Annotated in this window: 13 protein-coding genes and 1 other RNA gene; 6 read left to right on the top strand and 8 right to left on the bottom strand. The window is 39.5% G+C overall.

The window, feature by feature from the left end; genetic code table 11:
- Positions 1-31 precede the first annotated feature (31 nt).
- Positions 32-634, top strand: a complete 603-nt coding sequence (locus tag HMPREF0023_RS01055) for a LysE/ArgO family amino acid transporter (protein WP_005091056.1) — start codon at positions 32-34, stop codon at positions 632-634.
- A 57-nt stretch (positions 635-691) separates the two neighbouring features.
- Here HMPREF0023_RS01055 and HMPREF0023_RS01050 read toward each other — a convergent pair whose 3' ends face one another.
- From HMPREF0023_RS01050 to HMPREF0023_RS01030, 5 genes are all read right to left on the bottom strand, one after another.
- Positions 692-943 (bottom strand): hypothetical protein, encoded by a 252-nt coding sequence (locus HMPREF0023_RS01050; protein ID WP_004638425.1) that lies wholly within the window; start codon positions 941-943, stop codon positions 692-694.
- A 173-nt stretch (positions 944-1,116) separates the two neighbouring features.
- On the bottom strand, positions 1,117-2,349 hold the full coding sequence (locus HMPREF0023_RS01045; RefSeq protein ID WP_005091057.1) for an FAD-dependent monooxygenase: 1,233 nt from the start codon (positions 2,347-2,349) through the stop codon (positions 1,117-1,119).
- Complete coding sequence (gene ubiH, locus HMPREF0023_RS01040; RefSeq protein WP_005091059.1) at positions 2,346-3,554, bottom strand: 2-octaprenyl-6-methoxyphenyl hydroxylase; 1,209 nt, start codon at positions 3,552-3,554, stop codon at positions 2,346-2,348. The genes HMPREF0023_RS01045 and ubiH overlap by 4 nt, the downstream gene beginning before the upstream one ends.
- Before the next feature lie 462 nt (positions 3,555-4,016).
- Positions 4,017-5,336 (bottom strand): Xaa-Pro aminopeptidase, encoded by a 1,320-nt coding sequence (gene pepP / locus HMPREF0023_RS01035; RefSeq protein ID WP_005091060.1) that lies wholly within the window; start codon positions 5,334-5,336, stop codon positions 4,017-4,019.
- A 54-nt stretch (positions 5,337-5,390) separates the two neighbouring features.
- Entirely contained in the window at positions 5,391-6,026 is a 636-nt protein-coding gene (locus tag HMPREF0023_RS01030; protein ID WP_004638420.1) for a UPF0149 family protein, read from the bottom strand.
- A gap of 66 nt (positions 6,027-6,092) precedes the next feature.
- On the opposite strand from HMPREF0023_RS01030, the gene HMPREF0023_RS01025 reads away from it, so the two are divergent.
- From HMPREF0023_RS01025 to ssrS, 3 genes are all read left to right on the top strand, one after another.
- Positions 6,093-6,653: a hypothetical protein gene (locus HMPREF0023_RS01025; protein ID WP_004638419.1), complete on the top strand. Its 561-nt coding sequence runs from the start codon at positions 6,093-6,095 to the stop codon at positions 6,651-6,653.
- Positions 6,650-6,937 (top strand): cell division protein ZapA, encoded by a 288-nt coding sequence (locus HMPREF0023_RS01020; protein ID WP_004638418.1) that lies wholly within the window; start codon positions 6,650-6,652, stop codon positions 6,935-6,937. Before HMPREF0023_RS01025 ends, HMPREF0023_RS01020 begins: the two co-directional genes overlap by 4 nt.
- Before the next feature lie 91 nt (positions 6,938-7,028).
- A non-coding RNA gene (gene ssrS, locus HMPREF0023_RS16100) (6S RNA) lies at positions 7,029-7,211 on the top strand.
- A gap of 20 nt (positions 7,212-7,231) precedes the next feature.
- Here the strand turns inward: ssrS and HMPREF0023_RS01015 are convergent.
- Together HMPREF0023_RS01015 and HMPREF0023_RS01010 are read right to left on the bottom strand one after the other, a co-directional pair.
- Complete coding sequence (locus tag HMPREF0023_RS01015) at positions 7,232-8,482, bottom strand: putative solute-binding protein (RefSeq protein ID WP_017396690.1); 1,251 nt, start codon at positions 8,480-8,482, stop codon at positions 7,232-7,234.
- Between the two features lie 179 nt (positions 8,483-8,661).
- Positions 8,662-11,370 carry a heavy metal translocating P-type ATPase gene (locus HMPREF0023_RS01010; RefSeq protein WP_005091064.1) on the bottom strand — a complete coding sequence of 903 codons (2,709 nt, stop codon included), beginning with the start codon at positions 11,368-11,370 and terminating at the stop codon, positions 8,662-8,664.
- A 97-nt stretch (positions 11,371-11,467) separates the two neighbouring features.
- Here HMPREF0023_RS01010 and HMPREF0023_RS01005 point away from each other — a divergent pair, with 97 nt between their 5' ends.
- Positions 11,468-11,854: a MerR family transcriptional regulator gene (locus HMPREF0023_RS01005; protein WP_005091066.1), complete on the top strand. Its 387-nt coding sequence runs from the start codon at positions 11,468-11,470 to the stop codon at positions 11,852-11,854.
- Between the two features lie 79 nt (positions 11,855-11,933).
- On the opposite strand, the gene HMPREF0023_RS01000 is transcribed toward HMPREF0023_RS01005, so the two are convergent.
- Complete coding sequence (locus tag HMPREF0023_RS01000) at positions 11,934-12,134, bottom strand: hypothetical protein (RefSeq protein WP_005081942.1); 201 nt, start codon at positions 12,132-12,134, stop codon at positions 11,934-11,936.
- Positions 12,135-12,660: 526 nt separating this feature from the next.
- Between HMPREF0023_RS01000 and HMPREF0023_RS00995 the strand changes: the two genes are divergently transcribed.
- A partial coding sequence (locus HMPREF0023_RS00995; RefSeq protein WP_008940942.1) for a 5-formyltetrahydrofolate cyclo-ligase occupies positions 12,661-13,089 on the top strand: 429 nt, incomplete at its 3' end.

Here is a 13,089-nt window from a genome sequence, read left to right as displayed (position 1 = left end):
TCTCACATCTAGATTTTCCGTTTTATTTGTTATGTTCTCTCTTAGCGTATTTATGAAAGGTTTTGGTATTGGTAGCGGTCTTATTGTCGCTATTGGTGCTCAAAATGCTTTCGTTCTCAAACAAGGTTTAAAGCAACAATATGTATTTTGGCTATGCTTATTGTGTGCACTTTCTGACTCCATTTTAATTGCATTAGGTGTATTGGGTTTTGCCGAGATCATGGCTACGTCACCACTGTTAATAACAATTGCTAAATATTTAGGTGCAACATTTTTACTGGTCTATGGCGCTAAAGCATTTCATGCAGCTTTTAAAAACACTCAAAGCATAGAACTTATGAGCCATCAAAAGCAGACCTTGACTCAAGTGCTTTTAACAGGTCTTGCTTTCACTTGGTTGAATCCACATGTCTATGTAGACACAATTGTTTTAATTGGATCTGTAGCAACACAGTTTGAGGACAAGATCAGTTTTGCGCTCGGTAGTATTGTTGCATCATGGATTTTCTTTTTTAGTCTGGGATATGGCTCTAGACTGTTAAAACCATTATTTACTAACCCAAAGGCATGGAAGGTCTTAGATTTTATGATTGGTTGTATGATGTGGAGCATCGCAATTTCATTGCTCCTCTAGTTATTTTCAAGACTTAACAAAAAACACCACAATCGTGGTGTTTTTTTAATCTTTTATTTATTCGTGGGTTTCGCCTGGTGGAACTTCAGTAATACGTCCGCCACGCGCTAGAAACGCAGCAACTTCATCTTCTAAAGCTTGGCGTTGTTTCTGTTTAGCAGTAACAGTGAGGCTTTCAGCTTCTGCGAGATCAGCATCATTTGCAATGGATTCTTCGCTACTGTCTGCACCACTTTCGGCAGCTTTCGCCTCCTCATCATCTACAGCAGCATCTTCGGTGTTTTCGTCGTAATCATTCATTTCCGTCATATTACTCTCCCCACAATGACTAAATCTTCATCATCGTTATTTGGTCATCAGAACTTGATGAAATTTAACAAGCTCTTCTCATTTATCAAAGCAAAATATTTATCAATTTGTGCTTTTTTTAACCAAATTCACTCTGATTTATAAATGATTGTCTAAAAAATATCTACTGTTTTTTAGCATGCATAACGTGTCTCTTTCAACGCCCCCAAACCATTGGCTTGCTGCATGAAACCATCTTTGAGCCAATCCAGTTGTTCGACCTGTTTCAGACCGAAATTTCTCGCCCAAACAAAAGGGAATAACTCTGAACTTTCTAACCAACCTATCACTGACATGCTGTGCATCATGGCGTCGTTCTGCCCTTTACGTTGGTGTTCGTAACGTAACAAAGTCTGCTCATTTGCCCACACACCACGTTTTAGATCGTGCAGCAAAACATCACAAAGCACCGCTGCATCTAAGCAACCAATATTGACACCTTGTCCAGCTAAAGGATGAATCACATGTGCTGCATCTCCAATCAATGCTAGACCTGATTTGATATACCGTTGCGCAGCGCGAGCTTTCAATGGGAACTGTGCTCTTGAACGTACTTCAACCACTTCACCAAGCATTTTCAAACTTTCTTGGGTCAGCAATTGCATAAATTCCTGATCACTGAGTGCTGAATATTCATCAGCATAATCATCTGGTAATGTCCACACAATCGATTGCCAATAACCATTGTCTTGCGCGTCCAAACTCGCCATTGGTAAATAAGCCAATGGTCCTGTTGGTAGGAAAATTTGGCGTGCCACATATTGATTCGGTTGAGTGGTTTTAATCGCACAACTGATTGCAGCTTGTTTGTAATCTAAGACATCCAAATCAATATAAGCTTGTTCACGTACAAACGAGTTTGCCCCATCAGCACCGATCAACAGTTTGGTTTTCAGCGTAGTACCATCTGCTAGCTGAATCGACCAACCTTGTGGAATTTGCTCGATACGAATCACTTTCACCTGAGTGCGATAATCTTTAAGCTGTTGCAACATTTTTTGTTGAATCGCAACATTCAGGACACTCGGCTCCACCATTGAACCCAATGCTTGATCTGCATGTGGTCGCTGTTCCGATGCATGTCCAAAATTGATTTCGCCATAGCCATTTTTATTCCAGACCTGCATACCTGAATATGGCATCTGACGGGCTAAATCCTCCCAAACATTAACCGTTTTCAGTAAATGAATAGTGGCCTGACTGAGTGCAAGTACTCGTGGATTCATCACCGCAAGTGTTTTTTCTTGATCCAGTACAGGGGCAGCGTCCAATACTGTTGCTTGCACACCACCTTGTGCCAATAGCAAGGCGGTTAAGCCACCAACCAAGCCACCTCCTACAATGACAACATCTAACATTTCACTCATGCTTTTAGCCCCATTGCATAATTGGCAACCAACGGCTTAATGCCCGGAATCACGTCAAAGGCAACCAATCCTGTATTACGTATTAATTTTAAAATTGGATTTTGATTGCTAAAACCACGCACCACGGAATCACAGAACTTAATCACACGTTGCTGATCTTTTAAACGTGCTTGTTCATAAGCGAGTAAATTATCTGGCTGACCAATATCATCAGACTTCGCCAATTGTTCCATTAAGAAACGAACCAGCACATCTGCATCACGCAAGCACAGATTAAAACCTTGTCCTGCAACAGGATGAATGGTGTGTGCAGCATTGCCCATCAACACTACGCGCCCAACTGCTTGTTTATGTGCCAAGACTTGAGACAATGGATAACTAAAACGCTTACCAGTTTTTTCAAATTTACCCGCACGATCACCATAGGTTTCCTGTAGGGCATCAAGGAAGTGCTGATCGTTTTCTTCACCTAACCATTCAGCTTCCGTACCCTTCTTCACAGGCCAAACCACTGAACGGCGGTATTCACCCGGTAACGGTAAAAGTGCTAACGGTCCCAAGGCGCTAAAACGTTCGAAGCCAACTTGTTGATGTGGTTTAGAAGTTTGCACAGTGGTGACAATCGCCACTTGGTCATAATCATGTTCATCTACACCGACGCCAATCGCCTGACGACAGAACGAATCACGACCATCTGCTGCGATCAGTAATTTTGATTTGAGCTGTAGGTTTTCCTCACCACGCTGCGCTTCGATATAAACAAACTCAGCATTTTGAGTTAAAGCCGTAACCTTTACCCCATCAATCAACTCAATGAGTGGTTGTTGGCGCACTTGAGTCAGCAATACTCGACCTAACCACGCATTTTCAATTACTTGCCCAAAGCTTTCTACTTTTTCTTGTTCTGCCACTAAGCGAGCCTTGCCAAAGCTGCCCTGCTCGGTAATATGCACTTGTAAAATCGGAGTCGCATGCTGTTGTAATGCATCCCACAAACCTAGTTTTTGGTAAATCTGCACACTACGGCGTGACAAAGCGGTGTTACGCGCATCAAAACTAGAATGATAAGGCGCAAGGTTTTCGTCATCATAATTTGGATATTTCACAGCTTCTAATAGCTTTACTGCGATATTAGATTTTGCCAACATTAAAGCAAGGCTGAGTCCAACCATACCCCCACCGACAATGATGACTTGTTGCTGCATAATATTATTCCTTATCAGTTTTTCATGACTTAAGTTTCGGGACTATCTTACTCTAACTCAACTCAGGAAGGGAATTTGTACTTTGTTTGGTCTGTGTTTTTATAAATGATCTTCAAAAGTTGTTTTGAGCATCAAACTAAATAATTTGAGTTCGACAATAAAATAATATGATACTCGGAAATGTCATCCGCAACTGTTTGAGACAGGACTCCATTAATAAGGTATTGTTTCTGCGACTCATTAAATTAGCTGACGGCAATCAACGAGTTTTGCGGATGACAATGGTTTTGCCTACTTTTGCCGAAACAAAAGTAGGTCCAGCTGACGGCTTATCCTAAAATTGGATAATTTCTCAAGAAGATTCCACAAAGATATTTTTTCAATCAGTTAGAAAAAATTTAAGTAAAACCTAGGGTAAATAAAAAGACCTATCAATCGATAAGCCTTTTTCTCAATCTCTACTTAATGACTTGCCATCAAGCTTTCAATCTCTTCAACGGTTTTCACCACATTCTTGGTTAACACCAACGGTCCATTTTCAGTGACTACAATATCGTCTTCGATACGAATCCCAATACCACGCCATTTTGCATCAACCGTTTCATCGTCTGGTGCAACATATAAACCCGGCTCAACGGTAACCACCATGCCAGCTTCATAAGCACGCCAGTCTTCATCAATTTTGTAAGAACCGACATCATGCACATCCATACCTAACCAATGACCTGTACCATGCATAAAGAATTGACGGAATGCTTCACTCTCTATCAGCTCATCTACATCACCTTGCAGCAAACCAAGATCAACCAAACCTTGAGTTAAAATCTTTACAGCAACTTCATGCGGATATTTATAATTATTGCCAATACGCGTGGCGTCGATCGCAGCAAGCTGAGCATCTAAAACAATATTGTAAAGTGCTTTTTGTTCTGGACTAAATTTACCATTTACAGGGAATGTACGGGTAATGTCTGAGGCATAGCATTCATACTCACAAGCCGCATCAATTAAAACCAGATCACCATCTTTTAACGGCTTATTATTTTCAACGTAATGCAAAATACAGGCATTTTCACCACCGCCTACAATACTATTGTAAGCAGGCACACAACCATTTTTACCGAAGATATAATTGAGTTCTGCTTCAAGTGCATACTCCATCATATCTGGCTTTACAGTTTGCATCGCACGCGTATGTGCTTCTGCACTGATATTGGATGCGATCTGCATCAGTTCAATTTCTTGCGCCGATTTTTTCAAACGCATTTCATCAATAATCGAATCAATTTGAATAATTTGCTGAGGTGCATCGCCACCCTGACGTTGCATTGCTTTTGCTTTGTGTAACCACCCACCCACTTCAGCATCAAACTTTTTCGTTTGTCCTAGTCGAACAAAGAGTTTCGATTTATTTAAAAGTAAAGGAACAATTTTCTGATCCAACTCATGGATGGCAAATGATTGATCTGCTTGATATTGTTCGACTGCACCTTCTATTCCTGCTCGGTAACCATTCCAAATTTCCATTTCACGGTTACGTTCACGACAAAATAGCGTATAACGATATGCCTCACCCTGAGCAAAAGTCTCGATCACTGCAACAGCTTCAGGTTCAGCAAATCCAGTAAGATAATAAAAACTACTGTCTGCACGATATTTATAATCTGCATCACGATTACGGTACATTTCCGCTCGTGTCGCAATGACCGCAATACTATTACTGCCCATTTGTTCCGCAAGGCGATCTCGACGTTGTTTAAAATCTGCTTGAGTTAGTTTCATATTATCCTACGACTAAAAAGTCCCTCCGAAGAGGGATCTATAAAATTAATGCAATTAACTTGGGCGATGTGGCGTAAACATTTCAACGATCGTTTGTGGATCTGAAACCATCTCATCTTGATTACGGCTTTTTGCATGGAAGTTTCTCAATAATGAACTTTCAGCAACAGGAACTTTTGTTCGTCCAATCGAAAGACTAACAGGAATTAAGCGTACGAACTCATACAACTCCTGATAACTTTCTTCGCCTTCTTCATCATTGTCTGAATCTTCAAATTCAACAGCTGCAACATCTTGTAAATGTTCAATCAGTTCTTGCTCTTCGCCTCGAATATGCCCCGAAGCTAAACCAAAACCAAGTACAACTCCTGCACACCAATCTGCCAATGCTTGAACTCGATCAGCCAATACATGACTGTCATCTGGCAACATTGGTAAATAATCTAATTCATCATCGGATAAAGCATGTGCTACATCTTCGGCCTCATCAGTCAAACTTCTGAGGGCTTCGGGTGAAAGTGGAGGTACATTGAGGGTGTTTAAGATTTGTGACCATTCATCTGAAGTTGGTGCTTGTGTCACACAAACTATACCTGTTAGCAAACCATGTAACTCACTTGGACTTGAAATTTCTTCAATCCCCTCAAAATGAGCATTCCATTCGTTCCAACCTGAAATATCGTCTTGCATTCGTTTATCCAATCTCTATACTGCTGTATATATTACCTTTGATTGCAACTCTGTGCGACCTTCGTTATGTTAGAACAATTACAGCGTCTACAAGCGCATATTGGTGTTTTAAAAACACGCTTAAGTCATTTAGAGCGAGAAAATAACTCGCTTTCTGAAGCTAAACAATTAGCTGCAACTGATCACCATGCACAAATTGTGCAAAAAAATAGCATCATCACGCAAAAACAGGATGAAGTTGATAACTTAACTGAACAACTCACTCAGTTACAAGATCAATTCAAACAACTGAATAATGATGCAACAACTTTAGCCGAGCGCTATAGTCGTTTGGAAAAAAGTACCACTGATCTGAAAAATCGTTTCCAAGAAATCTTGGCTGAGCGAAATGATTTACGCGTAATCAAAGAAAAGTTACAAGCCCAACAGCGTAACAACATGCAAGAGATCCAAGATCTACAACAAGATCGTGATCGACTATTGCAGAAGAATGAACTGGCTAAATCGAAAGTTGAAGCCATTATTCAGCGTCTAGCGATTCTGGGTACGGCCCAAGATCAAAATGCACAAGAAATCCAACAGCTTGCCCACCCTATTGCTGAACCTCAAGAGGAGTCACAATCATGAGTGAAACTATTGTCGTTGAACTCCGTTTAATTGAGCAGACTTTTCGCCTCAATACGACTGAGGATAAACGTGAAGAGTTAGAGCGTGCAGCGGAACTATTGAATCAGAAATTTCATGATATGCGTCGTAGTGCTCCGAGAGTCGAACATAATAAATTGGTGATTATGGTGGCTCTACAAATGGCACAGGAAGTTTTTAGTTTAAACAAGTCTTTACAGCAATATGCGCACTGCGAACGTTTGCTGCAAACTATTTTAGAAGATGTTGAACAAACTGTTGAGTAAAATTGCACAAAGTCCCATCAATTAGTAAGTATCGTTACAGATATGTGATCCACAAGGATTGTCATCGTATAAAGATCAGTTATACTTAATACTGTCTCTAGGGTGTTCGCCAGTACGTCTAGTCCCCTGCCGATACTTAAATTTATGGATGTGTTCTGTATATTTTGAGTGTATGCCTACCTCCGAGTAGGAAACCCATTAAATATGCGTCACCTCCACCTTGAACTCATCGGGTTCAGGGTAACGACCATGCAGCGGCATCTCTGGAGCATTTTATTTTTGCATCATTTCAAATCACTCATCATTCAAAGAACATTCAAAATGAGTCGGTTGCTGTGAACAACGAACTTGTTTAAGTAGTCTCATCATTTCTTTATTGTAATACCCCTCTTTGGTCATTTGAATACGCGCTTCACGCATTAATCGCATATAACCAGGCTTATCGCTTTCGTGGATATCCATCCAGTATTTTTCAGGAATATCTTTTTCAATTTTGTCTACAAAATCAAAGGCAGGTTGTAATTGTTTAGAGATAATCTCGCGTGCAATCGGTCCCATTCCCGCAGGAAACTTATTTCGATGCATGATTAAGGTTCCTGTTACCTGAACCACAGGAAAACGAATGATTCCTCCAGCCACTTTACCTGATTTATCGGTCATGCCCTTATGCAATTCCAAAGGATCAAATAAAATTGCTGGACCAGCAATAATCTCAACTTCTTTGTTATTAAATTTAGGGCCAACTGTCGCCAAATCTACTGATACAGGCTGTGCACCGACATTTTGTGCTAATTTTTTCTGTGTAGGATCAAAGGAAAACACCGCAACTTTTCGCCCTGCAGCCTTTGCCAACGTATTGATATTTCGGTCACTGACCATAATATACGCTGCGCCAAGCGGTACAATTCCGACCACCTCATAATCTTTATTTACCATTTTTTCATCAAATTTTGGATCTGCTAACAACTGAATTACTGAAGTTAATTGCTTATAGTTTTGCAGTGCTCCAATCGCATCAATACTTCCAACAAAAGAGTTGAACTGGCGCGCCCTTAAATTACTAATCCCTGCTCCATCACAACGCTTGCTACGAAAATCCTCAGTTAATACGCCTTCGTTGGTATACACTTTGAGCGTCACCATCGTCGAAGCAGTTTGCTTTAATTTAGGATAATCAATATCAATTTTAAGTTGTAAATTAGAAGGTCGAGTGATGTTCATATTGACCCCATACTGTTTTGCAATGCGCACAATACGTGGTAATTCACTCATATAACTGGTGGCTTGTTGGAATGCCTCACCATGCTCACCATTGGGTGAGTAAACACATAGGGTCACTTGTTTTGGAATTTGCTGCCAAATTTTTGGATCATTTAACAACGTTTTAATTTTATTTTGAGAGTGTTGGGATAGTGTGAGATCCAACTTCTCGGCTGGTGCTGCCTGAACAGTCGTAGTTAGTAATAGCGGCGTTAGCAAAGAAGCTGTAAGGGATATAGATTTGAATAAATGTCCCAATTTAAATTGTTTTTGTTGTTTAAACATCATTATCACTCCTGTGAATTATTCTTACACTAAGTAAATCCCTCGCAAATAAAATTGACCAGAGTTGCTTTGATCCCGTCAAAATAGTCAAAACAACGTATAAAAAAGCTGTCGATCACCATCACGACAGCTTTTCCTATCTCTAAAAAATTAGAGTTTATTTACATTTTAGCTTTGTATTATGAGCGATTTAATCTCAAAGCATTCACAACAACCGATAAGGAACTTAACGACATTGCGACAGCAGCAAACATCGGTGTGAGCAATAAGCCTGTTAACGGGTAGAATAATCCTGCTGCAACAGGTACTCCCAATCCATTATATATAAATGAGAAAGCAAGGTTTTGCTTCATGTTTTTCACGCCTAGTTTTGCCATATGAACCGCATGTGCAACGCCCTGAATATCCCCTTTTACCAATGTCACTTGAGCAGTTTGCTTGGCAATATCGGTTCCTGTTCCCATCGCAATACCCACGTTAGCTTGTGCAAGTGCTGGCGCATCATTGATACCATCACCTGCCATCACGACAACTTTCCCTTGGGCTTGCGCCTGTTTCACAATCTCAAGTTTTTGCTTTGGATCACAATTTCCATAGACCTGATTAATCCCAAGTTGTTCTGCTACCATCTGCGCATTTTTCTCATGATCGCCTGTTGCCATAATGACATCAATACCATCTGCATGGAGTTGGTCAATCACTGCTTTCGCATTTTGTTTAATTGCATCATGGATCGATACATAAGCAATCACTTCTTGTTCAGACATCAGAAAACTAATCACATCACCTTGTGATCTCATCTGATCAAGTTGCTTAGTTAGACTCTCACTAAAGGTTAAACCAAGTTGATCCACAAGTTTTTGGCTACCAATATACAAGGTCTTACCATCGATCTGCCCTCTTACTCCAAAACCCGTAACATCCTCAAAATCAATAACATTTAATAATTGCGTAGGTTCAACCAATTTGGTTAAGGTCTGCGCAATCGGATGTGTTGAATATTGTTCAATGGATGCGATCCACAATTCAATTTGTGCTTGAGTATATGTCTTAGACAATGGCTGAATTTTCTTTAAGCTTGGCTTTCCTTCAGTTAATGTCCCTGTTTTATCAATAATTAGGGTATTTACCTTACTCAAAGCTTCAATCGCTTCAGCATCTTTAAATAAAACACCTTTCTGTGCGGCTCGACCTGTTGTTGCCATCACAGACATCGGTGTTGCCAAACCTAAAGCACAAGGACATGCGATAATTAAAACTGCTACCGCACACATTAACGCCAAATCAAATTGCGCTTTACCAAACACCATCCATGCAATAAATGTCAAAACACTGATTGCGAGAACCACCATCACAAAATATTTTGCGACTACGTCAGCAATCCGTTGTAATGGTGCTTTGGAACGCTGTGCATCAGCGACGGTTTGGATCATTTTTGCCAGAGTTGTATTGGTACCTACAGCCGTCGTTTGGATACGAATTGAACCTTGTTGATTGATGGTTCCACCGATCACTTGATCATCCTTTTCCTTTTTCACAGGTACGGGCTCACCTGTCATCATGGATTCATCAACGTAGGTTTTCCCCTCAATCACCACACCATCCAGAGGAATTTGCTCGCCCGAAGCTATTTGTAATACATCACCTTGTTTGATCATGGCAATATCAACATCAACCACTTGATCATCTTGAACTAACTTCGCTTTACTCGGTTGTAAACGTAATAAAGCTTTTAGTGAATTCGCTGTTTGCGAACGCGCTTTCAGTTCTAAAACTTGTCCCAATAAACTCAGTGAAACAATCATACAAGCGGCTTCATAATATACGGCAACACCATGCCCTGTTTTTGCTTCCACTGGAATCAGTGATGGGAAAATCGTTGCCACGACACTGTAAATAAATGCAGCAAGTACACCAACACCGATCAAACTCCACATATTGAGATGTCTTGTTTTATATGACACCCAACAACGTTGTAAAATCGGATAACCTGCCCAAAGTACGACAGGTAAGCTTAAAATTAATTCAATCCATGGTTGAATATGGGGAGAAATAAAAGCATGAATATGCGATCCCATTGCCAAAACAACAACCAATAAACTAAGTGGCAAGGTCGTCCAAAAACGCCTGCTAAAATCAACTAACTCAGGATTTGGACCTTCATCCAAAGTCGGTTGCATTGGTTCTAATGCCATACCACAAATCGGACAGGTTCCCGGTCCTTTTTGTACAATTTCGGGATCCATCGGACAGGTATAATCCATATCCATAGCCCCTTCAGGCACAGGACGCTGATCGACAGGGATCAAATAAAATTCTGGATCATTTTTAAATTTTTCTAAGCAAGAAGGATTACAGAAGTAATATGTTTTGCCATGGTAATCTGTTTTTAAATCGGTTGTTGTCTTCACTGACATACCACAAACAGGATCAATCTCTGTTTCTCCATCGGTAACTTGATGTGCGTGTCCACCACCGCAACACGCAGATTTTTTCACTTCTGGTTTAGTCGGCTGTAATTGAGTTTTATGATCACAACATGTACTTGCCTTAGATGCATCAGGTTTTGGAGCACAACAAGAAGATGTTTCTGTAACTGTAAGTTCTTCTTTCTGAGTATCGCAGCAACTTGACTGCTTTTGCTGCTTTTCTTCAGAGCAGCAAGATGATGCATTTTGCTCAGCTTTATCCACGTTTAAGTAGTTTTCTGGGTGCACGCTAAATTTCTGCTGGCAGCCAACCGAACAAAATAAATATCGAATATCTTGATAGTCAAAATAATGCTCAGATGTTTCGGCAACCTGCATCCCACATACAGGATCAATATATTCATAAATAATTTTTGAGTTGTTACCTGAACAACATGATGGAGATTGTTGATGCGCCATTGCTACACCTATCTTTTATTTTCTGATAGGTTTAGGATAAAGTCTGTACCTAGGTACAGAGTCAAGCAACTTTTATCACTTTCCTGAGGAACAGTGAATGAACCTCACTATTGGTAAACTGGCAAAAGCATGCCAAATAAATGTTGAAACGATCCGATACTATCAACGGATTGGCTTAATGCGTATACCTGAAAGTACGCAAAGCTATCGCTACTATCATCAACAAGATATAGAAACCTTGAGTTTTATTCAAAAAGCTAAAGATGCTGGCTTACAACTTAACGAAATTAAAGAGTTACTTACCTTAAATTTAGAGGATCGCGTAAAAGTACGCCACGTTATAGAACAACGTTTGAATAAGATCGATGAGCGCATTCAAGAGTTACAAGGATTGAAACAACGCCTATCAACATGGTTAGATGAATGTAAAACCACGGAGAATGAATGTTGTCCTATCTTAATAGAATTGAAAAAATCTATTTGATGTCTTAAATAGGATAAGCATCCAAACATCACAAGGATAAGATGCTTATCTTATAATTTGAACCGGTAGGCTTAACTTTTTACACAAAAGACCAAATCACATTTTCATCTTGCTGTTTTAATACAAAACTAATCTGTTGATCATCTTCCACAACAATATGTTGATTTGAGATCATTTTGACTTTTAGTAATGTGTCATTTTCATATACTAAATCATTTTTGCCCTCTTTCGTTAAGATAAGCGTTTGATCTAGGACAATAAGATTTCTTGATTCCAACATAGCTTTCCCCTTCAAAACAGTTCTGCAAATTTTGTGTATGTCTTTCAAGTCAATCACAACTAGATAACATTCATAAAATTGACATCTAAAGATGTTAAATCTGCTGGGCATTTTAGATCATTTCTCGATCAATTATACATTTTTTGTAGGACAGTTCTCATTAATTTTATTTTACGCATTAATTTGCACAATTTAATCGAGTTGCATGAAATTATCTGCATTTAGCAGTATCGGAAAATTGCCATCCAACTTTTTTAGGCTACAAAGATTAACCATTCCTGATATGAATCCACTATGTAATTATGAAGTTTTAAAGCGGACTAGTTGTAATTTTCAATCAATGTATTTAAAGGACGACTAATATCTCAGCCGTTGCTTGCGTTGTAGTTAGAACCACTCAAAAAAGATAGAAAACAAATAATGGCAGCCTCCAGTGCATTTCAATACCCAAAGAGGAAAATATTGATAAACAATTGAGATTCCAAATCAGTTATGATTTATCGATCAAAACGACTTTCTATACAGCATGAGTCATCAACTAAATACACTAAGAAAACAGCTTCGCTTAAAAAGAAGACAACTCTCTCAGTTTCAACAAAAACAAGCCGAGCAACAGATTTTAAACCAGCTTCGGCAATTCAGTACATTTCAATCCGCAGCAAAAATTGGTTTGTACTTACATGCATTTGGTGAAATTCACACACATAAAATCTTAGAATTCTGTTTCAGAAACAAAAAACAAGTTTATCTCCCGATGATTTGTAATATGAATCAAAAATTGGTTTGGGTAAAAATCAGCGCCAACCAATATAAAAACAAACGTTTTTCCCATCATCCTCTTGGGATGAAAGAACCCATGGCTGGACGAGGTGAATCGGTTTCAAATTTAGATTTACTCATCATGCCATTACTTGCTTGTGATCATCTCGGTACAAGAATCGGCATGGGAGGTGGC

It is taken from the genome of Acinetobacter sp. ATCC 27244, assembly GCF_000156555.1.
GTDB classification, from domain to species: Bacteria; Pseudomonadota; Gammaproteobacteria; order Pseudomonadales; family Moraxellaceae; genus Acinetobacter; species Acinetobacter haemolyticus.
The sequence above is the reverse complement of the archived record's forward strand: the minus strand, read 5'-3'. Positions and strand labels throughout refer to the sequence as shown.